Source organism: Pantoea sp. UBA5923 (assembly GCF_002431095.1).
Taxonomy (GTDB): Bacteria; Pseudomonadota; Gammaproteobacteria; order Enterobacterales; family Enterobacteriaceae; genus Pantoea; species Pantoea piersonii.
Genome location: NZ_DJDN01000025.1, coordinates 15,156 through 40,626, shown reverse-complemented (window position 1 = coordinate 40,626; position 25,471 = coordinate 15,156). Strand labels below are relative to the sequence as shown.

20 protein-coding genes and 2 pseudogenes are annotated in these 25,471 nt (G+C 59.0%); 13 read left to right on the top strand and 9 right to left on the bottom strand.

Features of this window, described 5'->3' with window-relative positions:
* From B3797_RS06130 to yjfF, 3 genes and pseudogenes are all read left to right on the top strand, one after another.
* Nucleotides 1–306: pseudogene (locus tag B3797_RS06130) on the top strand (sugar ABC transporter ATP-binding protein); the annotation flags it as partial.
* Entirely contained in the window at nt 299–1,309 is a 1,011-nt protein-coding gene (gene ytfT / locus B3797_RS06125; RefSeq protein WP_311790643.1) for a galactofuranose ABC transporter, ATP-binding protein YtfT, read from the top strand. The pseudogene B3797_RS06130 and the gene ytfT, both read left to right, overlap by 8 nt.
* Nucleotides 1,306–2,292: a galactofuranose ABC transporter, permease protein YjfF gene (yjfF, locus tag B3797_RS06120; protein WP_311790642.1), complete on the top strand. Its 987-nt coding sequence runs from the start codon at nt 1,306–1,308 to the stop codon at nt 2,290–2,292. The genes ytfT and yjfF overlap by 4 nt, the downstream gene beginning before the upstream one ends.
* 283 nt (nt 2,293–2,575) lie before the next feature.
* On the opposite strand, the gene araA is transcribed toward yjfF, so the two are convergent.
* Together araA and B3797_RS06110 are read right to left on the bottom strand one after the other, a co-directional pair.
* Nucleotides 2,576–4,078 carry an L-arabinose isomerase gene (araA, locus tag B3797_RS06115; RefSeq protein WP_311790641.1) on the bottom strand — a complete coding sequence of 501 codons (1,503 nt, stop codon included), beginning with the start codon at nt 4,076–4,078 and terminating at the stop codon, nt 2,576–2,578.
* An 11-nt stretch (nt 4,079–4,089) separates the two neighbouring features.
* Nucleotides 4,090–5,775 carry a ribulokinase gene (locus B3797_RS06110; RefSeq protein WP_311790640.1) on the bottom strand — a complete coding sequence of 562 codons (1,686 nt, stop codon included), beginning with the start codon at nt 5,773–5,775 and terminating at the stop codon, nt 4,090–4,092.
* Nucleotides 5,776–5,790: 15 nt separating this feature from the next.
* Between B3797_RS06110 and B3797_RS06105 the strand changes: the two genes are divergently transcribed.
* From B3797_RS06105 to B3797_RS06080, 6 genes are all read left to right on the top strand, one after another.
* A complete protein-coding gene (locus tag B3797_RS06105; protein WP_311790639.1) occupies nt 5,791–6,051 on the top strand; it encodes a hypothetical protein in 261 nt (86 codons plus the stop codon).
* A gap of 92 nt (nt 6,052–6,143) precedes the next feature.
* Complete coding sequence (locus B3797_RS06100) at nt 6,144–7,127, top strand: arabinose ABC transporter substrate-binding protein (protein WP_311781499.1); 984 nt, start codon at nt 6,144–6,146, stop codon at nt 7,125–7,127.
* 62 nt (nt 7,128–7,189) lie between these two features.
* Nucleotides 7,190–8,710 (top strand): L-arabinose ABC transporter ATP-binding protein AraG, encoded by a 1,521-nt coding sequence (gene araG / locus B3797_RS06095; RefSeq protein WP_311781498.1) that lies wholly within the window; start codon nt 7,190–7,192, stop codon nt 8,708–8,710.
* A gap of 14 nt (nt 8,711–8,724) precedes the next feature.
* Nucleotides 8,725–9,711, top strand: a complete 987-nt coding sequence (gene araH / locus B3797_RS06090) for an L-arabinose ABC transporter permease AraH (RefSeq protein ID WP_103795668.1) — start codon at nt 8,725–8,727, stop codon at nt 9,709–9,711.
* Between the two features lie 61 nt (nt 9,712–9,772).
* On the top strand, nt 9,773–10,690 hold the full coding sequence (araC, locus tag B3797_RS06085) for an arabinose operon transcriptional regulator AraC (RefSeq protein WP_120452490.1): 918 nt from the start codon (nt 9,773–9,775) through the stop codon (nt 10,688–10,690).
* Between the two features lie 78 nt (nt 10,691–10,768).
* Nucleotides 10,769–11,809 (top strand): oxidoreductase, encoded by a 1,041-nt coding sequence (locus B3797_RS06080; RefSeq protein WP_311790638.1) that lies wholly within the window; start codon nt 10,769–10,771, stop codon nt 11,807–11,809.
* Nucleotides 11,810–12,039: 230 nt separating this feature from the next.
* Here the strand turns inward: B3797_RS06080 and add are convergent, their stop codons facing one another.
* From add to malX, 3 genes are all read right to left on the bottom strand, one after another.
* Entirely contained in the window at nt 12,040–13,038 is a 999-nt protein-coding gene (gene add, locus B3797_RS06075) for an adenosine deaminase (protein ID WP_311781496.1), read from the bottom strand.
* Between the two features lie 134 nt (nt 13,039–13,172).
* The gene (locus B3797_RS06070; protein ID WP_311790637.1) at nt 13,173–14,354 is read right to left on the bottom strand and encodes a MalY/PatB family protein; all 1,182 of its coding nucleotides are present in this window, start codon (nt 14,352–14,354) and stop codon (nt 13,173–13,175) included.
* A 5-nt stretch (nt 14,355–14,359) separates the two neighbouring features.
* On the bottom strand, nt 14,360–15,943 hold the full coding sequence (gene malX / locus B3797_RS06065; protein ID WP_271151999.1) for a maltose/glucose-specific PTS transporter subunit IIBC: 1,584 nt from the start codon (nt 15,941–15,943) through the stop codon (nt 14,360–14,362).
* A gap of 181 nt (nt 15,944–16,124) precedes the next feature.
* Here malX and malI point away from each other — a divergent pair, with 181 nt between their 5' ends.
* Entirely contained in the window at nt 16,125–17,156 is a 1,032-nt protein-coding gene (malI, locus tag B3797_RS06060) for a Mal regulon transcriptional regulator MalI (RefSeq protein WP_311790636.1), read from the top strand.
* Between the two features lie 38 nt (nt 17,157–17,194).
* Here malI and B3797_RS06055 read toward each other — a convergent pair whose 3' ends face one another.
* Together B3797_RS06055 and manA are read right to left on the bottom strand one after the other, a co-directional pair.
* Nucleotides 17,195–18,694, bottom strand: coding sequence for a YdgA family protein (locus B3797_RS06055; RefSeq protein ID WP_311790635.1), 1,500 nt, complete (start codon nt 18,692–18,694; stop codon nt 17,195–17,197).
* Nucleotides 18,695–18,826: 132 nt separating this feature from the next.
* Nucleotides 18,827–20,002 (bottom strand): mannose-6-phosphate isomerase, encoded by a 1,176-nt coding sequence (manA, locus tag B3797_RS06050; protein WP_311790634.1) that lies wholly within the window; start codon nt 20,000–20,002, stop codon nt 18,827–18,829.
* 193 nt (nt 20,003–20,195) lie between these two features.
* On the opposite strand from manA, the gene fumC reads away from it, so the two are divergent.
* On the top strand, nt 20,196–21,593 hold the full coding sequence (gene fumC, locus B3797_RS06045; protein WP_311781491.1) for a class II fumarate hydratase: 1,398 nt from the start codon (nt 20,196–20,198) through the stop codon (nt 21,591–21,593).
* A gap of 42 nt (nt 21,594–21,635) precedes the next feature.
* Here the strand turns inward: fumC and tus are convergent, their stop codons facing one another.
* Nucleotides 21,636–22,565 carry a DNA replication terminus site-binding protein gene (gene tus / locus B3797_RS06040; RefSeq protein ID WP_311790645.1) on the bottom strand — a complete coding sequence of 310 codons (930 nt, stop codon included), beginning with the start codon at nt 22,563–22,565 and terminating at the stop codon, nt 21,636–21,638.
* A gap of 213 nt (nt 22,566–22,778) precedes the next feature.
* Between tus and B3797_RS06035 the strand changes: the two genes are divergently transcribed.
* Nucleotides 22,779–23,963, top strand: a complete 1,185-nt coding sequence (locus B3797_RS06035) for an MFS transporter (RefSeq protein WP_414693036.1) — start codon at nt 22,779–22,781, stop codon at nt 23,961–23,963.
* A 192-nt stretch (nt 23,964–24,155) separates the two neighbouring features.
* Nucleotides 24,156–24,644 (top strand): RrF2 family transcriptional regulator, encoded by a 489-nt coding sequence (locus tag B3797_RS06030; RefSeq protein WP_311781489.1) that lies wholly within the window; start codon nt 24,156–24,158, stop codon nt 24,642–24,644.
* 72 nt (nt 24,645–24,716) lie between these two features.
* On the opposite strand, the pseudogene B3797_RS06025 reads toward B3797_RS06030, so the two are convergent.
* A pseudogene (locus B3797_RS06025) lies at nt 24,717–25,394 on the bottom strand (tyrosine-type recombinase/integrase); the annotation flags it as partial.
* Nucleotides 25,395–25,471 lie beyond the last annotated feature (77 nt).

Here is a 25,471-nt window from a genome sequence, read left to right as displayed (position 1 = left end):
GGCAACCAGCAGAAGGTGCTGCTGTCGCGCTGGCTGGTGACCAGACCGCAGTTTCTGATCCTTGACGAGCCGACGCGAGGCATCGACGTTGGCGCGCACGCCGAGATTATTCGCCTGATCGAATCCCTCTGCGCCGATGGTCTGGCGCTGCTGGTGATCTCCTCTGAGCTGGAGGAGCTGGTGGGTTATGCCGATCGCGTGGTGATTATGCGCGACCTGAAACAGGTGGCGGAGATCCCGCTTGAGCAACTGTCGGTGGCGTCGATTGTTAATGCTATCGCGGATGGAGGGGCACAACATGCTTGAATCCCATATGACAAAGCCAGAACGCCGTAAATTCCGTCTGCCGCCGGGGCTGCCGCAGGTCGCCGCGCTGATTCTGGTGCTGCTGGTGGATAGCCTGGTAGCGAATAACTTTTTCGCTGTGCATCTGCAGGATGGCCGCCTGTTCGGCAGCCCCATTGATATCCTTAACCGCGCCGCGCCGGTCGCGCTACTGGCGATCGGCATGACGCTGGTGATCGCCACCGGCGGCATCGATCTCTCCGTGGGCGCGGTGATGGCGATTGCGGGCGCGACCGCCGCGACCTTAACCGTTGCGGGTCACAGCCTGACAACGGTGATTTTTTCCACGCTGGGCGCAGGTCTGCTGTGCGGGTTATGGAACGGCGTGCTGGTGGCGCTGCTGCGCATTCAGCCCTTTGTCGCCACGCTGATTCTGATGGTGGCGGGGCGCGGCATCGCGCAGCTGATTACCCAGGGGCAGATCGTCACCTTTGACAGCGCAACGCTGGGATGGCTGGGCAGCGGTTCATTGTGGCTGCTGCCGGTGCCGGTATGGATTACGCTGGCGGCGGCGCTACTGGTCTGGCTGCTGACGCGCAAGACCGCGCTCGGGCTGTTTATCGAGGCGGTAGGGATTAACCTGCGCGCGGCGCGCAATGCGGGCGTAAACGGCTGGCTGGTGGTGATGTCTACCTATGTAATTAGCGGACTCTGCGCAGCGATAGCTGGCCTGATCGTGACCGCCGATATTCGCGGCGCAGACGCCAATAACGCCGGTTTATGGCTGGAGCTGGACGCGATCCTTGCGGTGGTAATTGGCGGCGCGTCGCTGATGGGCGGCCGTTTTAACCTGGTGCTGTCGCTGATCGGCGCGCTGATTATTCAGGCGATGAATACCGGCATTTTGCTGTCGGGTTTCCCGCCGGAGCTTAATCAGGTGGTGAAAGCGGTGGTCGTCATGTGCGTACTGCTGCTGCAGTCGCCGCGCTTTCTGGCGATGCTGAAACGGAGAGGCTCCCAATGATTAAACGTCATCTTCCTCTGATGATTACGCTGCTGGTGTTTGTCGCTGGCTATCTTTTCTGTCTGAGCCAGTTTCCCGGCTTCGCCTCAACGCGCGTAATCTGCAATATTCTGACTGATAACGCTTTTCTCGGCATTATCGCCGTCGGCATGACTTTTGTGATCCTCTCTGGCGGCATCGATCTGTCGGTGGGCGCGGTGATCGCTTTCACCGGCGTGTTTCTGGCGCGCGCCATTGGCGATCTGCATATCCATCCGCTGCTGGCGTTCGCCATTATTCTGGCGGCGGGCGCGCTGTTCGGCGCGGTGATGGGCTGGCTGATCGACGCGCTGAAGATCCCGGCCTTTATTATTACGCTTGCGGGCATGTTTTTCCTGCGCGGCTGCAGCTATCTGGTATCGGAGAACTCGATTCCTATCGATCATCCGCTCTATGCCACGCTTTCCAGCCTGGCGTGGAAAGTGCCGGGCGGCGGTCGCCTGAGTTTGCTGGCGCTGATTATGCTGCTGGTGGTGGCGGGCGGGATTTTGCTTGCCCACCGTACGCGGTTCGGCAATCAGGTCTACGCCATAGGTGGCAACGTGACCTCAGCGCAGCTGATGGGGATCTCCACGCGCGCCACCACCATCCGCATTTATATACTGTCGACAACGCTGGCGACGCTAGCGGGTATCGTTTTTTCCATTTATACCTCGGCGGGCTATGCGCTGGCGGGACTGGGCGTCGAGCTGGACGCTATCGCCTCAGTGGTGATTGGCGGCACGCTGCTTTCCGGCGGCGTCGGTACGGTGCTCGGCACGCTGTTCGGGGTGTTGATTCAGGGTCTGATCCAGACCTGGATTAACTTTGACGGCACGCTGAGTTCCTGGTGGACCAAGATCGCCATTGGGATTTTACTGTTCGCCTTTATCGCGCTGCAGCGTCTGCTGACGGTGATGTGGGACCGGCAGAAAAATGCGCCGGTGAAGCGAATAGCGACCTGAGGGTTTGTTGTTAATTAAGCCGCCTGCGGGCGGCTTTTTTTGTGGCGGTGAGAACGTACTGAAGCGGGCCAGCGCTATACGTTGTTCAAAAACGCTCCCGCCGTTTTTGTCCCTGGCTCGGACGCGTTGCTCTTGGGGCAGAACCCTTGCACGCATTGGCTATTGCATTGCTGTTTTAAACAAACCGCACAGAGGTTAATCAAGGAGGGAGATGGGCAGTTCGGTCTTTCGTAAACAACAGCGCCGACTTTTAAAGTCGGCGCTGATTTTTTCTAATAACAACTTAACGTTTTGAACGGTAATAAACTTCATTCCAGCGCAGCGCGTCTTTAAACGCCGGCAGCCGCGTATGCTCGTCAATCACCAGCACTTCGATATCGTTCATCTCGCCGTAGAGGTACATATCATCCAGCGTCAGCGCCTGACTGAACACCGTATGGTGCGCGCCGCCCGCCAGAATCCAGGCTTCCGATGCGGTAGCCAGCGACGGCTGGGCGCGCCACAGCGCACGCGCCACCGGCAGCTTCGGCAGCGGTTTCGGCTGCTCAATCGCATCCACCACGTTTACCAGCAGGCGGAAACGGTCGCCCATATCGATGACGCTGGCGTTAACCGCGCGTCCGGCTGGCGTGGAGAAGATCAGGCGCGCCGGATCGGCTTTGCCGCCGATGCCGAGGAACTGTACGTCGATCAGCGGCTTCTCTTCTTTAGCGATAGAGGGGCACACTTCCAGCATATGCGAGCCTAACACCAGGTCATTGCCGGGCGAGAAGTGATAGGTGTAATCCTCCATAAACGAGGTGCCGCCGGGACGGTCGCCCGCAAGAACTTTGAAAATGCGCAGCAGCGCGGCGGTTTTCCAGTCGCCTTCGCCGGCGAAGCCGTAGCCCTGGCCCATCAGACGCTGTACCGCCAGGCCGGGAAGCTGCGTCATGCCGTGCAGCGTCTGGAAGTTGGTGGTAAAGGCTTTGCAACCCTCGTCGTCAAGGAAGCGCTTGATGCCGATCTCGATCCGCGCCGCGTCCAGCACGTTCTGGCGCTTTTCGCCGCCGCTGGCCGCCACGTCGCTGAAGCGATAGAGGCTTTCATACTCATCGATCAGGGCGTTGACCTCGCCGTCGCTGACCTGATTGATCACCTCGACCAGATCGCCGACGCCCCAGCCGTTGACCGCATAGCCGAACTGGATCTGCGCGGCTACTTTATCCCCTTCGGTAACTGCCACTTCACGCATATTGTCGCCGAAGCGCGCCACTTTCAGCTGCTGGCTGCTCTGCTTCGCGAATGCGGCGCGCATCCAGTTACCGATACGCTGCTGGCTGGCCGGGTCCTGCCAGTGGCCGGTCACCACGCTGTGCTGCAGGCCCATGCGCGCGCCGATAAAGCCGAATTCGCGGCCGCCGTGTGCGGTCTGGTTCAGGTTCATAAAGTCCATATCCATGCTGTCCCACGGGATCTCCGCGTTGAACTGGGTATGGAACTGCAGCAGCGGCTTGTTCAGCACGCTCAGCCCGCCGATCCACATTTTGGCGGGCGAGAAGGTGTGCAGCCAGGTGATGATACCGACGCAGCTGTCGTCGTGGCTGGCATTGCGGCAGAGTGCCAGCGCCTCATCCGGCGACTTCACCAGCGGCTTGACGATAAGCTTTAACGGCAAGGCGGAGGAGGCGTTCAGTCCTTCCACCACCTGGCGCGCGTGCGCTTCGACCTGACGCAGGGTTTCCGGGCCGTAAAGATGCTGCGTGCCGATCACAAACCATACGCTGTGCGCGTTGTACTGATCCATAAAACCACTCCTTAATTAGCGTTGGCGGGGCGCGACGCATACTGCGGCTCAGCCGCCGCGCACCAGAGTTGATAACGTTCATAAAGCTGCTGATAGCGCGCAACTCGCGCGGCGTCGGGCTGTAGCGTGACGGCGACCGGACTGGCCATCGCTTTCTGCGCCTCGGGTACCGTGGCGTAAACGCCTGCGGCGACCGCGGCGAAAATCGCCGCGCCCAGCGCGCAGCACTCATCCGAGGCGATGATATCCAGCGGGCGGTTCATTACGTCGCAGCACGCCTGCATGATGGCAGGTGATTTGCGCGCGATGCCGCCCAGCGTCAGGATGTTCTCTACCGGGATCTGCTGCTGTTCAAAGCACTCCATTATGGCGCGCGCGCCGAAGGCGGTCGCGGCGATCAGGCCGCCGAACAGGGCGGGCGCGTCGGTGCCGAGGTTAAGGTCGGTGATAACCCCTTTCAGGCGCTGGTTGGCGTTGGGGGTACGTCTGCCGTTGAACCAGTCGAGCACCACCGGCAGATGATCCAGCTGCGGATCGGCGGCCCAGGCCTCGGTCAGCTGGCGGATCAGGTTGCGCTGCAGCTCAGCCAGCTGCGGCTGAAGTTCAGGATGTTGCGCCGCCGCCTGCTGCAGCGGCCAGCCGAGCAGGCGGCTGAACCAGGCGTAAATATCGCCGAACGCCGACTGACCCGCTTCACAGCCGATAGCGCCCGGCATGACGCTGCCGTCTACCTGACCGCAGATGCCTTTAATGGCACGATCGCCAACTCGCTGCGCGTCAGCGATCAGGATGTCGCAGGTTGAAGTGCCGATCACTTTCACCAGCGTATAGGGCTGTGCGCCAGCGCCGACCGCGCCCATATGGCAGTCGAACGCGCCGCCAGCAATAGTCACGCTCTGCTGCAGGCCGAGCCGCTGCGCCCATTCGGCGCTGAGCGTACCGACCGGGATATCGGCGGTCCAGGTGTCGCTGAACAGCGGCGAGTCGAGCTGCTGCGTCAGCAGCGGGTCGAGCGCATTCAGGAAGTCGGGATCGGGCAGGCCCTGCCAGTCGGGATGCCACAGCGCCTTATGACCGGCGGCGCAGCGGCTGCGGCGCAGAGTGGCGGGCGCGGTAGTGCCGCTCAGCAGCGCCGGCACCCAGTCGCACAGCTCAACCCAGGAGACGGCGGCGTCGCGAACGGCGGCGTCGGCGCGCGAAACGTGCAGGATTTTTGCCCAGAACCATTCAGAGGAGTAGATGCCGCCGATATAGCGGCTGTAGTCGGTAAAGCGTCCGCTGCGGCACAGCTGATTAATCGCTTCCGCTTCTTCGATAGCGGTGTGATCTTTCCACAGCACAAACATCGCGTTGGGGTTATCAGAAAAGTCGGGACGCAGCGCCAGCACGTTGCCGTCGCGGTCAATGGGGGCAGGCGTCGAGCCGGTGGTATCGACGCCAATTCCCGTGACGCTGTCACGTTGAGCCGGCGTCAGCGCCTCAAGCACGCCCAGCAGCGCCTGCTCCATCGCCTCTATATAGTCCAGCGGATGGTGACGAAAGCGGTTGGCATGAGGATCGCTGTACATGCCCCGTTGCCAGCGCGAATAGTTCACTACGGCGGTTTTCAGCTCGCTGCCGCTGTCGCAGTCCACCGCCAGCGCACGTACCGAATCACTGCCAAAATCGAGACCCAGAGTGATGGCTCCAGCACGCATCGGAAATCTCCTGTTATGAATAATCGTCTCTACATCCTGTGGCGGCGGCGCAGGAAACGTTATTCACCGATCGCTGAGAATATGCACTTTTCTGCCATGAGCAGCGATTTTGTGATCGCCGACAAAAGTTACCTCTCGGTTAAAATTGCTGAATATATGGAAAATTTTGTCGTGATTTCAGGGTGTGATACCGCTCTACATTTTTCATCGGCTTTCCCGCTACAACTAGCCCTGCGTTTGTGCAGGCTTTACTCAATCGTCCGCCTAACGCGCTGATTTTCATCCGTACCCAAAAAAGAAAATTGACTGGTAGCGTTTACACCGATTCGTTAACAGCAGTGAAAAATACCCTAGCGCCGGAGAGCATCATGCATAAATTCACTAAAGCGTTCGCGGCCATCGGCCTGGCAGCGGTTATGTCACATTCCGCTATCGCCGAGACCATGAAGCTGGGATTTCTGGTCAAGCAGCCTGAAGAACCCTGGTTCCAGACCGAATGGAAATTCGCGGACAAAGCCGGGAAGGATTTAGGCTTTGAAGTGATTAAAATCGCCATTCCCGACGGCGAGAAAACCCTTAACGCCATCGACAGCCTCGCCGCCAGCGGCGCGAAAGGCTTCGTGATCTGCACCCCCGATCCCAAGCTCGGTTCCGCTATCGTCGCCAAGGCGCGCGGTTACGATCTGAAGGTGATCGCCGTCGACGATCAGTTCGTTAACGCCAAAGGCAAACCGATGGACAGCGTGCCGCTGGTGATGATGGCCGCGACCAAAATCGGCGAGCGTCAGGGACAAGAGCTGTATAAAGAGATGCAGAAGCGCGGCTGGAACGCCAAAGAGACCGGCGTGATGGCGATTACCGCCAACGAGCTGGACACCGCGCGCCGCCGCACCGGCGGTTCGATGGAGGCGCTGAAAGCAGCCGGATTCCCGGCGGCGCAGATCTATCAGGTTCCTACCAAATCCAACGATATTCCCGGCGCGTTTGACGCAGGCAACTCGCTGCTGGTGCAGCATCCGGAAGTGAAACACTGGCTTATCGTCGGCATGAACGACAACACCGTACTGGGCGGCGTGCGCGCCACCGAAGGCCAGGGCTTTAAGGCGGCCGACGTGATCGGTATCGGCATCAACGGCGTCGATGCGATAAGCGAACTGTCGAAAGACAAAGCGACCGGCTTCTACGGCTCGCTGCTGCCCAGCCCGGACGTGCATGGCTACAAGAGCAGCCAGATGCTCTACGAATGGGTGAGCAAAGGTGCTGAGCCGCCGAAATTCACCGAAGTCACCGACGTAGTGCTGATTACCCGCGACAACTTTAAAACCGAACTGGCGAAGAAAGGGTTGATGTAAACCCGCGTACCGTGTCGCCGCGCCTGCGGCGGCACCTTAACGGTAAACCCAGAGGAGTTACCATGAATAGCGAGCCAACCTTTCTGTCGTTTCATGGCATCAGCAAGACTTTTCCCGGCGTTAAAGCGCTGCAGGATATCTCGTTCGAATGTCGCGGCGGCGAAGTGCACGCCCTGATGGGCGAGAACGGCGCGGGCAAATCCACGCTGCTGAAAATTCTCAGCGGCAGCTATCAGCCCAGCGGCGGCGAAATCCGCATTAAAGGCGAGCCGGTCAGTTTTCAGCATACCAGCGACGCGCTGGATGCGGGCGTCGCCATCATCTACCAGGAGCTGCATCTGGTGCCGGAAATGAGCGTGGCGGAGAACATCTATCTCGGCCAGATCCCGCACAAGCGCGGCCTGGTAAACCGCAAGCTGCTGCGCTACGAAGCGGGCCTGCAGCTGAAAAACCTCGGCATGGATATCGATCCCGATATGCCGCTGAAATATCTCTCGCTCGGCCAGTGGCAGATGGTGGAGATCGCCAAGGCGCTGGCGCGCAACGCGCGCATTATCGCCTTTGACGAGCCGACCAGCTCGCTCTCAGCGCGCGAGATCGACAACCTGTTCCGCGTTATCCGCCAGCTGCGCGCGGAAGGGCGCGTGGTGCTCTACGTGTCGCACCGCATGGAGGAGATTTTCGCGCTGAGCGACGCCATTACCGTGTTTAAAGATGGCCGCTACGTTCGCACCTTTACCGATATGCCCAATACCCATCATGACGATCTGGTGCAGGCGATGGTGGGACGCAACCTCGGCGATATTTATGGCTATACGCCGCGTCCACACGGGCCGGTGCGCCTGGTGCTAGAGAAGGTGGAGGCGAAGGGGGTACGCGAACCCATTTCACTCGAGGTGCGCGCCGGTGAAATCGTCGGCCTGTTTGGGCTGGTGGGCGCCGGACGCAGCGAGCTGATGAAAGGGGTGTTCGGCGCGACCCGACTGCGCGGCGGACGCATCCTGCTGGACGGCGAAGTGGTGAAGCTGCGCGAGCCTATCGACGCGATTCGCGCCGGCATTATGCTCTGCCCGGAAGATCGTAAAGCGGAAGGGATTATTCCGGTGCACTCGGTGCGCGACAATATCAATATCAGCGCGCGGCGCCACAACCTGACCGCCGGCTGCCTGATAAAAAACCAGTGGGAGGCGAGCAACGCCGACAGCCATATTCGCTCGCTCAATATTAAAACGCCCCATGCCGGGCAGCTGATTATGAATCTTTCCGGCGGCAACCAGCAAAAGGCGATTCTGGGCCGCTGGCTGTCGGAAGAGATGAAGGTGATCCTGCTGGATGAACCGACGCGCGGCATCGACGTCGGCGCGAAACATGAGATCTACAACCTGATCTATCAGCTGGCGAGCAAAGGCATCGCGGTGCTGTTCGCCTCCAGCGACCTGCCAGAAGTCATGGGCCTTGCCGACCGCATCGTCGTGATGCGCGAAGGCGCCATCGCTGGCGAACTGCTGCATGACGACGCCACGGAGCAGCAGACGCTGAGCCTGGCGATGCCTAAAACCACCCAAGCGGCCGCTGTGGCCTGACAGAGGAAAATATTATGTCTTCATCCACAACTTCAGGTACGCCGCCGGTTCAGCAGCGCAGCGGCATGCGCTTTGGGCGTATCTGGGATAACTTCGGCATGCTGGTGGTGTTCGCGCTGCTGTTCGTCGCCTGCGCCGTATTCGTGCCGAACTTCGGCTCCTTTATCAATATGAAAGGTCTGGGTCTGGCGATGTCGATGTCGGGCATGGTGGCGTGCGGCATGCTGTTTTGCCTCGCCTCCGGCGATTTTGACCTCTCGGTCGCGTCGGTAATCGCCTGCGCTGGCGTGGTCACCGCGGTGGTGATCAATATGACTGAAAGCCTGTGGATCGGCGTGTTCGCCGGCCTGCTGATCGGTGTTGCCACCGGCTTTATCAACGGCTTTGTGATTGCGCGCCTGAAAATCAACGCGCTGATCACCACGCTGGCGACCATGCAGATCGTGCGCGGCCTGGCCTATATCTTCTCCGACGGTAAAGCGGTCGGCATTGAGGATGAGCGCTTTTTTACCCTTGGCTTCGCCAACTGGCTCGGCGTGCCTGCGCCTATCTGGCTCACCATTGCGACCATGCTGATTTTCGGCTTCCTGCTGAACAAAACCACCTTTGGCCGCAACACGCTGGCGATCGGCGGCAATGAAGAGGCGGCGCGTCTGGCGGGCGTGCCGGTGGTGCGCACCCGCATCATCATCTTTATTCTCTCCGGGCTAGTGTCGGCTGCGGCGGGCATTATTCTCGCCTCGCGTATGACCAGCGGCCAGCCGATGACCTCGCTGGGCTATGAACTTGTGGTGATCTCCGCCTGCGTGCTGGGCGGCGTCTCGCTGAAGGGCGGCATCGGCAAAATCTCTTATGTAGTGGCTGGCGTGTTGATCCTCGGCACCGTTGAAAATGCAATGAATTTACTGAATATCTCGCCATTCTCACAGTATGTGGTGCGTGGTCTGATACTGTTAGCGGCGGTGATTTTCGACCGCTATAAACAAAAGCATAAAGCCTGACGGCAAAAAGACGCGGCGCCTGGCGCCGCGCACTGATTAACCATGACTGAGTGAGGGCGTTATGTACCACCGTGAATCCACAGCGGCGCAGCAAAATCCTCTGTTGCCCGGTTATCCTTTTAACGCCTGGCTGGTCGCCGGGCTGACGCCTATCGCGGCCGATGGCCCGCTCGACTTCTTTATTGACCGTCCCCACGGTATGAAAGGTTTTATTCTTAACCTCACCATTAAAGGCAAAGGTCGCGTTTTCGACGGCGAGAACGGCTTTGACTGTCTGCCGGGCGATATGCTGCTGTTCCAGCCGAAAACCCCGCACTACTACGGGCGTGCGCCGGACAGTCCCGAATGGCATCACCGCTGGGTCTACTTTCGTCCTCGCGCCTACTGGAACGACTGGCTGCAGTGGCAGGACGCGCGCGAAGGCGTAGGGCGGCTGCATCTCAACGAGACGCTGCGCGCCGAATTTGATCGCCTGTTCGCCAGCATTGAGCAAACCCATAATTCAGGTCGCCGCTTCGCCGAAGAGCTGGCGATGAACCTGCTGGAGCGTCTGCTGCTGCGCGCGGTGGAAGAGGATCCGCGCAGTCATCAGCAGGTGCGCGATCCGCGCATTATCGAAGCCTGCCAGTACGTCACCAACCATCTGGCCAGCGAAGTGAAAATCGAAGAGGTAGCGCGCCACGTTTGCCTTTCGCCGTCGCGCCTGGCGCACCTGTTCCGCGAGCAGATGGGCGTTAATCTGCTGCGCTGGCGCGAAGACCAGCGCGTGATCCGCGCCAAGTTGCTGCTGCAAACCACGCAGGAGCCTATCGCCAGCGTCGGGCGGGAAGTGGGTTACGACGACCAGCTCTATTTTTCGCGCGTGTTCCGCAAACGCGTCGGCGTCAGCCCCAGCGACTTTCGTCGGCGCAACCAGGATGCGCAGGATACCTTGCTCGCTGAAACCCCCTGGCCGATGGCGCAGAGTGCTATCTCCTGATTTTTCGGGGGAATCCTGCTTGTTCTAACCGACGCTATGGTCTTAAATCAGTCGGGTATGCGAATAAGAGGAGTGATAATGAGCGACAAACTTCGTGTTGGATTGATAGGGTACGGCTTTGCCAGTAAGACGTTTCACGCGCCGCTGATTGCGGGCACGCCGGACGTCGAGCTGGCCGCTGTCTCCAGTAGCGACGAAGCGAAAGTGCACGCCGACTGGCCGCAGGTGAAGGTGGTGGCTGAACCGCAGGCGCTGCTGGACGATCCTACGCTGCAGCTGATCGTTATCCCCACGCCTAACGATACCCACTTTCCGCTGGCTAAGGCCGCGCTGAATGCCGGTAAGCACGTCGTGGTGGATAAGCCCTTTACCGTGACGTTGTCACAGGCGCGTGAGCTGGAAGCGCTGGCGAAGGCCAAAGGTCTGCTGCTTTCCGTTTTCCATAACCGTCGCTGGGACAGCGATTTCCTGACCCTTAAGCAGCTGTTGAAGGATGGCACGCTGGGCGAGGTGCGCTATTTTGAATCGCATTTCGACCGTTTCCGTCCGGAAGTGCGTCAGCGCTGGCGCGAGATGAAAGGCGCTGGCAGCGGCATCTGGTACGATCTGGGACCGCATCTGCTCGATCAGGCGCTGCAGCTGTTTGGCGCGCCGGTCGCCATTAATGTCGATATGGCGGAGATGCGTCCGGGCGCGCAGACCACCGACTATTTTCACGCCACGCTTACCTATCCGCAACGCCGCGTGGTGCTGCACGCCAGTATGCTGGTGGCTGCCGAGTCGCCGCGTTATGTGGTACACGGCACGCGCGGTAGCTACGTGAAATATGGTCTGGACCCGCAGGAAGATCGGCTGAAAGCGGGCGATTTCCCGCCGGGCGAAGAGTGGGGCTACGATATGCGCGACGGCGTGCTGACGCTGGCGGAAGGTGACGGCGTCACAGAAGAGACGCTGATGACGCAGCCGGGCAACTATCCTGCTTATTATGCGGCGGTGCGCGACGCCATTAGCGGACGCGGCAACAACCCGGTCACGGCGGAAGAGGCGATCCAGGTAATGGAGCTGATTGAGCTGGGGCTACAGTCGGCTGAGAAGCGACAGACGCTGTCGCTGAAGTAACAAAAAAGGTCGGCTACGCGCCGACCTTTTTATTCATAAGGCTGCCGTGGGCCTCTCTCTGTCAGCAGGGTGCTGACGCGGGTGACAAGGCCCGATTGCAAAGACGCAAAAAGCGCCATCCCTGGCGGCTCGGCCCGCGCATTCCCTTGCGCGGGACGCTTTGCTCTTCGGTCCTTATCACCCGCGTTTTACGTTCATCAGCCGCCTGAGGCCGCATCCCGCGGCCTTTATTACGCCTTCACTTTATTGCGAATAGCGGTTTTCTCCGCGTCGCTCAGGAAGGCGATGGTCAGGCCGTTCTCCTGCGCCTGGCGGATCTGCGCGGCGCTCAGCCCGGCGGCTGGGGCGGCGTGCTGATATTCATGCGCCAGCTCAATCCCCTGAACCGCCGGATCGTCGGTGTTCAGCGTCGCCAGAATGCCGTGTTCCAGGAACTGTTTCAGCGGATGGTGCGCCAGCGACGAAACGGTGCTGGTCTGGATATTGGACGTGAGGCAGGATTCAATGCCGATACGATGCTCGGCAAGAAAATCCATCAGCGCGCGGTCTTCAATTGCTTTTACGCCATGGCCGATACGCTCGGCGCCCAGCTCGCGGATCGCCTGCCAGATGCTTTCCGGGCCAGCCGCTTCACCCGCATGCACCGTTACGCGGAAACCGGCGTCGCGCGCCTGCGTAAAGTGGCTGAGGAACTCGCTGCCGGGAAAGCCCAGCTCATCGCCCGCCAGATCGACGGCGGTGATATGATCGCGGTGCGCCAGTAAGCCTTCCAGCTCGCGCAGGCAGGCTTCGTCACCGAAGGTGCGGCTCATAATGCCAATCAGGCGCACATCGACGTTATATTTCTGACATCCCGCCTTGATCCCGTCGATTACCGCTTCTACCACGCCCGCCACCGGCAGGTTATGGTTCATCGCCATATAGCCCGGCGAAAAACGCAGTTCGGCGTAGTGAATGCCGGCGCGCGCCGCATCTTCAACATTCTCCAGCGCCACGCGGCGGCAGGCATCAAGATCGCCCAGCACCTTCACGCCCCAGTCGAGCTTATTAAGAAAGCTCACCAGATCGGGCTGATTTTCAACCACCTGAACGTGCGGACGCAGCGATTCCAGCGTGGTGGCGGGCAGGGCAAGGTTAAACTGGCGGCCTAAATCCAGAATGGTCTGCGCGCGGATATTGCCGTCAAGATGGCGATGGATATCGGTAACGGGAAGGCTGGGATCGAACATGCTGCACTCTCTGACAGGGATAAAAGTGCAGACCATTATAGAAACATCTTGCGCAACATAGCGAGTCATTTGCGCAACCTGCACCGCGTCTGCTGCGATATTAAGCGAAAGGGCGGCTAAGAAGCCGCCCGGTTTTATGCGCCGAGCGCCTGTAGCGCCGCAATCAGGCGGCTGAGACCCTCGTCCAGCTTGCTGCGCGGACAGCCAGCGTTCAGGCGCAAAAAGCCCCGGCTTGCTTCTCCATAGGTCGAGCCGGGCATCATCGCCACTTTCTGTTGCTGAATAAGCTGCTGCTGCAGCGCCGCCTCGTCGACCCCAAGCGGATTAAGATCGAGCCACGCCAGGTAAGTCGCCTGCGGCGGCTGCCAGTTGAGCACAGGAAAGGCTGCATTAAGCCGCTGGGCCACGTGCTGCAGATTCGCCTGCAAACAGGCGCGCAGCGCGTCGAGCCAGGGCGCGCCTTCGCGATAGGCGGCGATATGCGCCACCACGGCAAGTACCGCAGGTGAGGAGAGGCCATCTGCTTTTATCTGCTGCATAAAAGCCTCTCGATCCTGTTGATCGCTAATGATCCCCCATGCGCCTGTCAGCGCAGGGATATTGAAACTTTTCGATGCGGAGGTAAAAAGCGCCCAGTCGCTGCGCGCAACTTCGCTCCAGGGCAAATGCACAAGGTCGCCCCACACCATATCCATATGGATTTCATCGCTGATGACGCGTACCTGATAACGTTCGCACAGCGCGGCCATCTGCGTCAGCTCCTCCCGCGTCCAGACTTTGCCGGTGGGATTATGCGGACTACACAGCAGCATCAGCTTGCATCCTGGGCGGGCGAGCTGCCTCTCCAGCGCCTGCATATCACAGCGCCAGCCTTGCGCATCACGCAGCAGCGGCTGGGCAAGAATCTGCCGTTGACTCTGAGTCAACAAAGTATAAAAAGCATCATAGGCAGGGGTGTGGATAAGTACTTCGTCGCCCGGCACCGTCCAGCGGCGCATCGCTTGCGCCACCATATAAATCACCGAAGGGCCGTATACCACTGATCGCTCATCTGGCGTCGTGTGGAAACGCGTCTGCATCCAGTGGCAAACCGCCGACAGAAAGTCTGTATGCTGCCAGCGGCTGTAGCCGAAGACGCCGTGATCGAGCCGCTGCTGCAGCGCCGCGCGAATAGCGGGCGCAACGGCAAAATCCATATCCGAGATGGTAAAGGGCAGCAGATCCGGCTCGCCGAAGCGGTCCGCGACAAAATCCCACTGCGTGCAGTAGCTACCGCGCCGGTCGATAACTTCGTCAAAATCAAAAGATTCACTCATATTCGTTACACCGTCACATTCATCAGCTGCGCCAGCTCTTCCTTAACGGACTGCACCTGCGGCCCGATAACCACCTGTAGCGTAACAGGACTGAGATGCACCACGCCGATGGCGCCGTTGGCCTTCAGCGCGGCATCATTGACCTTCGCCATATCGACGATGCGCAGACGCAGACGGGTCAGGCAGTTATCCAGCGAGGTAATGTTCTCCACGCCGCCCAGCGCGTCGAGGATGGCTGGCGCGTTGTAGCCAGATTTACCAATGCCCGCGCGGCTGACCTGCTGCTCCAGGCCGCTCTCTCTTTCACGTCCCGGCGTGGCGATATTGAAGCGGATAATGGCGAAGCGAAACAGCAGGTAATAACCTGCAAACCAGATCGCGGCGGCGACCGGCACCCAGTACCACTTCGTTGCAAGGCCATGAAGGATGCCGAACACAACAAAATCAATAATATTGCCGTCCGTGTTGCCGATGGTGACGCCCAGCACCGCCATAAGCGTAAAGCCGAGCCCGGTCAGCAGGGCGTGCAGCAGGTAGAGCGCCGGGGCGACAAACAGAAACAGAAATTCGATCGGTTCGGTCGTGCCGCCAACCACGCAGGCCACCACGCCCGAAATCAACAGTCCTTTGATCTTGTGACGATTCTCTGGCCTCGCGCAGTGATAAATGGCTAACGCCGCGCCGGGCAGGCCACCAAGAAACGCGGGCATTTTTCCCTGCGAGAGAAAGCGGGTGGCGCTTTCCGAGAAGCCATGCACTTCCGGGCAGGCGAGCTGCGCCTGGAAAATTGTCAGCGCGCCGCTGACGCTCTTGCCGCACACCTCCATTGTGCCGCCCGCATCGGTAAAGCGAATAATCGCCACCAGAATATGCTGCAAACCAAACGGCAGCAGCAGGCGCTCGCCGGTGCCGAACAGCATCGGGCCAAAGTCACCCGCACCGTTAATCATCCAGCCAAGTCCGGCAATGCCGCGCGCGAAAAAAGGCCAGATCAGCGGCACCACAAGGCCAAGCAGCCCCGTCACCAGCAGTGTGATGATGGGCACGAACCGCGTGCCGCCGAAAAATGCCAGCGCGTCCGGCAGCCGCACGTTATGGAAGCGCTCGTGCAGCCAGAACACCACGACGCCGACAATTACCGCGCCAAGAATGCCGGTATCGATCGCCTGAATGCCGAGAACTGACTGGATATTGTTCGCTTTCAGCAGCGCGGCATCGCTGGTGGGCAAAATGCCTTTAATCGTGAGCCAGAAGTTGGTGCTGAGGTTCATCACCGTATAGCCAACAAAACCGGCAAAGGCGGCGACGCCTTTATTTTCACGTACCATGCCGAGCGGGATGGCAATAGCGAACATCACCGGCAGAAAGCGAAAGGCGAATGCGCCGGTTGTCGCCATCCAGACAAACAGATGCTGCAGCAGCGGCTGGTCCAGCAGCGGGATTAACGTCAGCACGTCGCGGCTGCTGAGGGAGCTGCCGATGCCGAGCAGAATGCCGCAAAAGGAGAGCAGGGCGACAGGCAGCATAAAGGTTTTGCCCAGGCTCTGAAAAAACTCCCAGAGCGACAGGCGAGGAAGCGGAGCAGACATATTTTCTCCTGGAAAGAAAGCGGACGGGTATTAAGGTAAAATGATGATAAAACGTTTTACCAACCCTTTATGAGCGGGCCGTCACAATGTGAGCGTGGCAGTGTCAGCTAACTTTATTCGTCAGGTTTAACGTTTTACCTATATGATAAGGCGATTAGATAGTGTTTCGCAGGCGAGCATCATGACGCAGCAAAAAGTCACCATTAACGACGTCGCTGAAGCGGCTGGCGTCTCCGTTACCACCGTTTCTCTGGTGCTCTCCGGCAAGGGGCGCATCTCTCCCGCCACGGTGGCGCGGGTTAATCAGGCGATCGAACAGTCAGGCTACGTGCGCAACCGTTCGGCGGCCTCGCTGCGCGGCGGCGCCAGCGGCGTGATCGGTTTGATCGTGCGGGATCTCAGTCAGCGGTTTTACGCTGAAATGACCGCGGGCCTCAGCGAGGCGCTGGAGACGCAGGATAAGATGCTGGTGCTGGCCCAGAGCGGCGCGCAGGGAAAGTATCTGACGCGCTGCTTTGATGCGCTGGTGGCGCAGGGGGTGGATGGAGTAGTGCTGGGCGGCGATGCGGGCAATGGCGCGGCGCTGGCGGCGCGTGCCGCAGAGCTGGAGCTGCCGTTAATCTGCGCGTCGCGCGCCAGCTATCTGGAGGGGACGGACAGCCTGCGGCCTGACAATGCGCTGGGCGCTCGCATGGCGACGGAGTATCTGATCCGCCAGGGGCATCAGCATATCGCCTGGCTGGGCGGCAGCGGCGCGTCGCTGACGCGCGCCGAGCGCATCGGCGGCTACTGCGCCACATTGCTGCAGTACGGTTTACCCTTTAAGCCGGAATGGATTATCGAATGCGAAGAGAGCCAGAATGCGGCGGCTGAGGCGACCACGCAACTCCTGCAGCGCTATCCGCGCCTGACGGCCATTATCGCCGCTAATGGCGCAACCGCGCTGGGCAGTTACTTTGCCCTGCTGCGCAGCGGCCGTACGCTGGGCAAGGGCGCGGTTGACAGCTATTACGCGCAGCAGATGGCGCTGGTTGGATTTAGCGATGAGCCGCAGGCGAACCTGAGCGATCCGCCGCTGACCTTTATCTGCAGCCCGGCGCGTGAGATGGGACGGGCTGCGGCGGCGCGTATTCTGCTGCGTCTCAGCGCGCCGGAGACGGCCAGTCAGCATATGATCCTGACGCCGAGCCTTATTACCAGCGAAAGGAGATAAAAAAAGCGACCCGCAGGTCGCTTTTGTCAGGCTGCCGCTTACTGCGGCATGCCTTCACTGGTTGGCAGGCCGAGCATATAGCGCGACATAAACTGCTCCAGCGTCATCGTATCGCCGTTCATATTTACCTGGCCGCCGTTGTACTGCAGGCTGGTAACGATATTGTTGTCCTGCTGCTGGGTCAGACGGAACATCTGACCCATCGCCGCCAGGCCTTTCACCTGCTGATCCGCCAGCTTCTGCGCGTCGTCGCCAGGGTAACCTTCGGCCAGGCCGACGTTGCGCATCACTTCTGTCGCCATCGGCATATTGATAACCAGTTTGGCGGTTAACCCCTTCAGCACGCGATCCACCATGCCTGCCAGGCTTTGCGGCTGGCCGGTGACGGTAGCGGGATCGTTAAAGTTGGCGGTCAGGTTAAAGGTGCTTTCACCTTTATCATTTTTCCAGCTCAGCGGCGCGATGCTCACCATCGGCGCGCCTTTCAGCAGTGTCGGCAGATTGTTCATCAGAATGGTGTTAACGCCTGCCTGATAGCGAATCGGATCGCTGGCAAGGCCGGGCTGATTCAGCAGATCCTGCATCTGGGCATGGTAGTTATCGGAAAAGGTTTTCACCGCCTGGGCATCAAACTGCGCCAGCTTCATGCTCAGCTTCGCTGCGCCGAAATCATTGCTCTGCAGGTGTACGTTATCGACCTGATAATCGATGTTACCGCTGATTTTGCCCGCTTTGTTATCGAACGATGAAGTGCCGTTGAGTTTTTGCAGCGTCAGCACATCTTTGCCGTTCGCGCTGGCATTAAATTTATCCAGCTCGACTTTCTGATCGCCGATGCGCACGCCTTCCGGCGTCAGATGGGTATTGCCGCTTACGCGGACGCCGTTGGCGGTGAAGAGCACCGGCAGACCCATCTCGTTTTTACTGGTAATGGCGATGCTGTCGATATCGCTGTCCAGAGAGACTTTATCGCCTTTGCTGTCTGCGCTGACGTTCAGCGTGCCGCCGTTGGTCGCCACGCGCTGGCCAGTCTGGGCGTTCTGGTAATTAACCGGCAAAAAGTGCAGCGCGGTATCGGTCGCGCCGCTGTAGCCGATGCGGGTGTCCGCATTGGCTGGCGATTTATTGTCGGTCAGGGCGAAAAGGTTTTTCAGCGCATCGGTATTTTCCAGCTCGGTATGCACCGACGCCATGCTCGGGATCAGCGTAAAGCGACGCAGCTGCGCGAACGGGAAGGGACCGTGATCGATGGTTTCGTTAAAGACGATGCTCTGGCCCGGTTTCAGGAAGGCGTTATCTTCAGTCTGCGAACTGGCCTGCAACACCAGCTTCGCTTTGCTGCTGAAAACGCCGCGCTGATAATCCTGATAGCTGAGCTTGAGTCGGCTGTTGGGCGCATAAGCGTTAAGCTGCGTATTGGCGTTCTGCACCAGTTCATCCATATGGCTTTCCAGCTGCTTACCGGTAAACCATGCCGCGCCGGTCCAGATTACGCCCAGGGCGATAATCACACCTACGGCAACGTTGGTCTTTTTCATTGCTGAGTCGTCCTTATCCTTGTATCCGCTTACGCCGCTCTCCGACGTCCGGCGAGGGAAGAAAAACGCCCGCAGGCGTTTTTCGCTAATAGATTGAAATAATAGCAGTTAGGGCCAGTTTCGTCAGCCGAATCAGCGCAATGCGTTAAAAACACGCGCCAGACGGCCGCTTCCTGTGGCTTTCAGCGCGCCGTCGCTGGCGGGAATAAAGCAGGACTCCCCTGGCTGCAGCACCAGCTGCTGCTGGCCCAGCGTCAGCGTCGCCTGACCTTCGATACAAAACAGGATCGCCGCGCTCTCCTGAGAGAGGGTTTGCGGTTCGCTGTCCAGCGTGTGGATAGCAAAGGCGAAATCATCCACCGGGATGGGAAAGTTCAGGGCGCGATCCTGCAGCTGCGGCTGCGTAAGCAGCTGTGAGGCTGGTTTTGACTGAAACTTAACGTTGGCGAGCAGCTCGGGAATATCAATATATTTTGGCGTCAGACCGGCGCGCAGCACGTTGTCGGAGTTGGCCATTACCTCCAGCGCCACGCCGTTAAGATAGGCGTGCGGCGTCTCTGCATAAAGAAACATCGCTTCGCCCGGCTGCAGCGTAACCACATTCAGCAACAGCGGAGAGAACAGCCCGCTGTCGTCGGGATAATCCACCGCGATCGCCTTGATGGTTTCCCACGGCTGGCCTTCGCGCGCGTTGAGCGCGGCTTTCAGCACGTCCAGCGCCAGCGACTTCGGCTCGCCCTGCAGCGAGAGCAGAGTCGTAAAGAGCGTGGCCAGGTTTTCGCTGTCGGGATGCTGCAAAAAGTGGGCAATTTGCGGATGCGCGCCCGCGACCGGCTGCAGCAGCGAGGCGATTTCCGTCAGCTCGCGAAAGCCGTTCATCGCCTGAAAGGGCGTCAGCGCATAGACCAGCTCCGGCTTATGGTTGGCGTCTTTATAGTTGCGTTCCGCCGCGTTGAGCGGGATCCCCGCGGCGTTTTCGCGCGCGAAACCCTCTTCAGCCGCGCTTTTGCTCGGATGCACCTGAATCGACAGCGGCTGATCGGCACACAGCACCTTAAACAGAAAAGGCAGTTCGCCAAAGCGCTTCGCCACCGCGTAGCCCAGCGTCGCCTCTGGCGCTGCGTCGATCACCTCGCGCAGCGAGCGGCGCTCGCCCTTAACTTCAACCTGCGAGGGGCTCTTAGGGTGCGCGCCCATCCACAGCTCCGCCATTGGTGCGCCGGTGGGATTAGGGATGCCATAGAGTTCTGTTAAGGCGGTTCTACTGCCCCACGCGTAATTTTGCAGCGAATTGACCATTTTTTGCATGATTAACCCTTTAATCACGGGAAGTTATGACGCCTATTAAAGCAGAAAATGGCGCAGAGAATACATATCAAGTGCAAACAGCGGCTCAGACTCGCATAATGTTAAATTCTTGTATGTAAGGATTCTGCGCGTCCAGGAGGCTTGCCGCACTGGACGAACAATCACCACAACCTGTGCTAAAGGAGACGTAGACATGGCAGCCACTCGCATTGAAAAAGATTCAATGGGGCCCATTGATGTACCCGCAGACAAGTTATGGGGCGCGCAAACGCAGCGCTCGCTGGAACACTTCCGTATCTCGACAGAAAAAATGCCCACCGAGCTGGTCTATGCGTTAGCGCAGACCAAGCGCGCCGCCGCCACCGTGAACCGCGATCTCGGCTTGCTGCCTGCCGATCGGGCCGAAGCGATTATCAAAGCCGCCGATGAAGTGCTGGCCGATCAGCACAGCGGCGAGTTTCCGCTGGCTATCTGGCAAACCGGTTCCGGCACCCAGACCAATATGAATATGAACGAGGTGCTGGCCAACCGCGCCAGTGAAATCCTCGGCGGCGAGCGCGGCATGTCGCGCCTGGTGCACCCCAATGACGATGTGAACAAAAGCCAGAGTTCTAACGACGTCTTCCCGACCGCGATGCACGTAGCGGCGGTTATCGCGCTGCGCGAAAAGCTCATCCCGCAGATTGAAGTGCTGAAAAAAACGCTGAGCGAGAAATCCAGCGCCTTTAGAGATATCGTCAAAATCGGCCGTACCCACCTGCAGGATGCGACGCCGCTGACCCTGGGCCAGGAGATCTCCGGCTGGGTGGCGATGCTGGAGCATAACCTCAAACATATTGAGCAGAGCATTCCTCACGTTGCGGAACTGGCGCTGGGCGGCACCGCTGTGGGTACCGGCCTGAATACCCATCCGGAATATGCGGTGCGCGTGGCGAAAGCGCTGGCCGAGCTGACGGGGCAGCCGTTCGTCACCGCGCCGAATAAGTTTGAGGCGCTGGCAACAACCGATGCGCTGGTGCACGCACACGGCGCGCTGAAAGGGCTGGCGGCCTCGCTGATGAAGATCGCTAATGACGTGCGCTGGCTGGCCTCAGGGCCGCGCTGCGGCATCGGCGAGCTTTCTATTCCCGAGAACGAGCCGGGCAGCTCCATTATGCCGGGCAAGGTGAACCCGACCCAGTGCGAAGCGATGACGATGCTCTGCTGTCAGGTGATGGGCAACGACGTGGCTATCAATATCGGCGGCGCCTCGGGCAACTTTGAACTGAACGTCTTCCGTCCAATGGTCATTCACAACTTCCTACAGTCGGTGCGTCTGCTGGCTGACGGTATGGACAGCTTTAACCATCATTGCGCTATTGGCATCGAGCCGAACCGCGACCGCATTTCGCAGCTGCTCAATGAGTCGCTGATGCTGGTAACCGCGCTGAATACCCATATCGGCTATGACAAAGCGGCTGAAATCGCGAAAAAAGCGCACAAAGAGGGGCTGACGCTGAAAGGCTCGGCGCTGAAGCTGGGCTATCTTACCGAAGAGGAGTTTGACGCCTGGGTGCGTCCGGAAGATATGGTCGGCAGCATGAAGTCGTAACCAGCAGAGTCAAACAAGGCCAGCGCTGCTGGCCTTGTTGCGTTATATCGGGCAGTCAACCCACAGATGCAGTCGCGGGATCAGCAGGTTGAGCGGCTCCGCCGCTGGCTTATAGCGATGCTGTACGTTATCCGCGTTGTAGTTCAGCAACTCTCCCAGCACCGGCACCTGAGTGCGGTCGCGGCAGAGCACGATAATCGGCGACGGGCAGGCGAGCTGGGTCTGCTTTTTCTCCTCGGCGCGCCAGACGCGCGCGATCGGCTGCACTTTCACCGGGCGTTTTATCTTCAGCCGCGCGGTGGCGGGCAGGGCGCGGACGCTCTCCAGCTCATCCTGCACTTTTTCCGCCCACTGTTCGCGCGTCCAGGGCGCCTGCGCGCGGTTAGCGCTCAGGCTTTTCTCCAGCTGCGCGATAATCTCTTCTCGCTTCACGTTTTTAATGACGTGCTTGTTAGCCCAGCCGAATCGCAGGCTGTCCGGCGCCTGCAGCAGGGTAATGGCGCGATAGGCGTTGAGCGTAATCAGGCCGCGCAGATGCTGATGCACGAACTCAAACCGCGCCTCGCTCGGCAGGCCGGACTCCACCGTGATGATCTGCTCCAGCCGCGCCTTGTATTGATTCACCTGCGCGATTTGAGCGGAGAGGGCGGCTTCGCGTTCGCCTTCCGCTTCGATGCAGATGGCGCCGGGCAGGCGGACGGCGGCTTTGGTGCTCAGCTTCTCGGACTGATGCTGCATAAAGAGCCGACAGAAGTGCGCCAGCGCCATCTCGCGCGCGGTTTCGCCCAGATGCTGTTCAACGGCGATTTCGGTCACCGCGTCATGTTCGTGGCCTTTTTCGACTGGCGGCAGCGAGAACACCCGCGCAATCAAGAGCGGCTGCGCCATGATCATCTCACGTAACTCGGCCAGCGAACGTTCGAGGCTATTGGCGCAGTCATGCAGGTCCGAAATCAGGTCGTAACGCATTATTTGTCTCCATAGTTACAACATACCTTACTGTGGCAGAGGATCACCTGTCCCGCAATCTGCTTAAATAGTTACAACATACATATGGAGTATATTATGAAAACAGTGCAGTCTGCCAGCCTGACAGGAAAAGCAGGCCGCAGAGCGCCGTTTCGGTTTTTTCCTTATGTCATAACATGTTATAAAAGCCGCTACCTGTACAAAACGGTGATGGATGTGAATCAACAGAATAAACCCGGCGTGCTGGCGGTAGTGGTGCTGGGACTGGTGCAGATACTTTCGTGGGGCGGGTCGTTTTACCTGATGGCCGTGATGGCGGCCCCCATCGTCGCTGAAACCGGTTGGTCGCAGCAGTGGGTCTATGGTGCGCTGTCGACCGGTATTCTGGTTTCCGGCCTGCTGGCGCCGCTCAGCGGACGCATTATCGCGCGTACCGGCGGCCGCATGCTGCTGGCGCTGAGCGGGGCAGTAATGGCGGCCGGGCTCGTTATTATGGGAGTAAGCCACTCGCTGCCGCTGTTTCTTGGCGCCTGGACGATTATTGGCGTGGGTATGGCGATGGGGCTTTACGATGCGCTGTTTGCCACGCTGGGCACGCGCTACGGCGGGCAGGCGCGCAGCGCCATTACCAGCATTACGCTTATCTCTGGGTTTTGCACCACGCTGGTCTGGCCCGGCACCGCGTTGCTTATTCATCTGCTTGGCTGGCGCGACGCCTGTTTCGCTATTGCCGCGATGATGCTGCTGCTGGTGTTGCCGGCCTATTTTTATGCGCTGCCAGATAAGTCTCTGGCCCTGAAACCGAGAGCGCCTGCCGCGCGTGCGCAGCAGAGTGATATTGCGCCGTCGCTGTTCTGGCTGTTATGCGCTATTTTCACGCTCGCCTCAGTGATCATGACGGCTATCTCAGTACAGCTGATCGCTCTGCTGCAGGCGAGCGGCTATACGCTGGCCTCTGCGCTGGGGATCAGCGCCATACTCGGGCCTTGCCAGGTAGGATCGCGGGTAGTGGATATTCTTTTTAAGCGCGGCCATCCCATCTGGACGGCATTTTTCTCGGTGGGACTGGTGGCGCTCGGTTTGCTGGCGCTGGCGTTGTTCCCGCAGTTTGCGCTGCTCAGCATGGTGCTCTACGGCGCGGGGAATGGTTTGCGCGCTATCGTGCGGGGAACTTTACCGCTGGCGATGGTCAAACCGGAGGCGTACGCCGTTGTCGTGGGTCGTATGGCGCGTCCGGCGCTTATCGGTCAGGCGCTGACGCCGGTAGCGGGCGGCTATCTGTTTGAAACGCTCGGCGCTTCCGCTACGCTGTGGATACTTTGCGCGCTGGCGCTGCTTAACGTCGCGCTGGTTATGGCGCTTAAACAGCGGCTGCCGTTGGCGCCGGCAGAGCCGCGTTAAGGGCAGGGCGAAAGCCGGTAAGGCGCGGGCTGAACAGCTTGTGCTGTCGGCAGCCGGGTTTTAATGAATACGTGCCCTGGCGCAGTAGCCTTGCTTCTAAAAAGCAACAGTGTTTGTTATATTTATTGCTCACTGAATGTTCACTTACGCGGCAATAAAACAATAAGATGCACCGCAACTCAGGATAAAGAAATGCTTGATTACCGCTTCCCGACAGCTTTGCAAATGGTTCTTAGCGTAGCGATGGCGGAGCAAATGGGTAAACGCTCGACCAGCGCTATTCTGGCATACGGCCTTGAGGCGAACCCCAGTTTCATCCGTAAGCTAATGGTTCCGCTAACCCGCGACGGCATTATCGTCTCGACGCTTGGCCGCACCGGTTCGATCCATTTAGGTCGTCCGGCCAGCGAAATCACGCTGCGCGATATTTACACCTCAGTGATTGAAGACAAAAAGCTCTGGGCGTCGCGTCCAGACGTTGCGCCGCGCTGCCTGGTCAGCGCCAATCTCTGCTGGTACTTTAAATCCATTGCGGATGAGGCCGAACAGGCGTCGCTGGAAGTTCTGGAAAAACGCACCGTTGCCGACGCGCTCGAAGAGCTAAAAAAAGGCAATGAAACCGAGTGTGCAGCGGTACTGGAGCCGGGTGCGATAGAGGATCTCTGTAAAAAAAGCCGCTGATGCGGCTTTTTTTATGCCTGCCGGGGCGGTGTGCCTGGGTTCAGTGCCCGCCGCGCCTGCATTGCAACATACTCAAACCCATTCAATGTGATCCGAGCGTGGACACTCTGTGGACGTTTTGTCCGTGATTTTAGCCTTACCTTTAAGCGGATTAAGACGTACTGCATCTGCCAGGTAATCAGGTGCAAAATGTGCCTATCTCATCGTTTGAGAGATATCCTGATGTCCCAGTATTCGTTGCAGCGTAATTATATTCCCGCCGTTTATCATGAAATGAGTAGCGAACGTATGCCGCATAACGTGCGTCGCCTGACCTTTGGGCAGGTCGGGTTTAACTTCGCGTAGGATGGTGCGAAACAATACGTAATCTTTTTCAGAAAATAACAATCCGGTTTCCCGTTGCAGTATCGCTGATGCAACGTCGCCAGAAATGGGAACTGAGCGCACGCGATGCGTTTTGGTCTTGAGATAGGTCACGCGATTGTGAGTAATCTGTTCTCTCCTCAATCCTGCTGCCTCGCTCCAGCGGGCACCTGTGCTCAGGCACAAAATAGCGATGCGTTTGTTATCCCCGTTCAAAGCATCGAGTAGCGAAGATATTTCAGTCTGCAAAAGGTAAGTTGTTGCTGGATGTGCTTCTTTGAGCTTAGCTATGCCCCTGATTGGATGCTCATCTCTAAAAAGACCGGCATTGATCAGAGCGGTATACAAACCGCCTAGAACTGAGATTTCACGATTTATCGTACTTGGACTCGCGGCAATAACTGTCGCACAGATGAAAATTTCGGCAGTTTGATTCCGCCCGATGGTGATGCCGCGCCAACAAC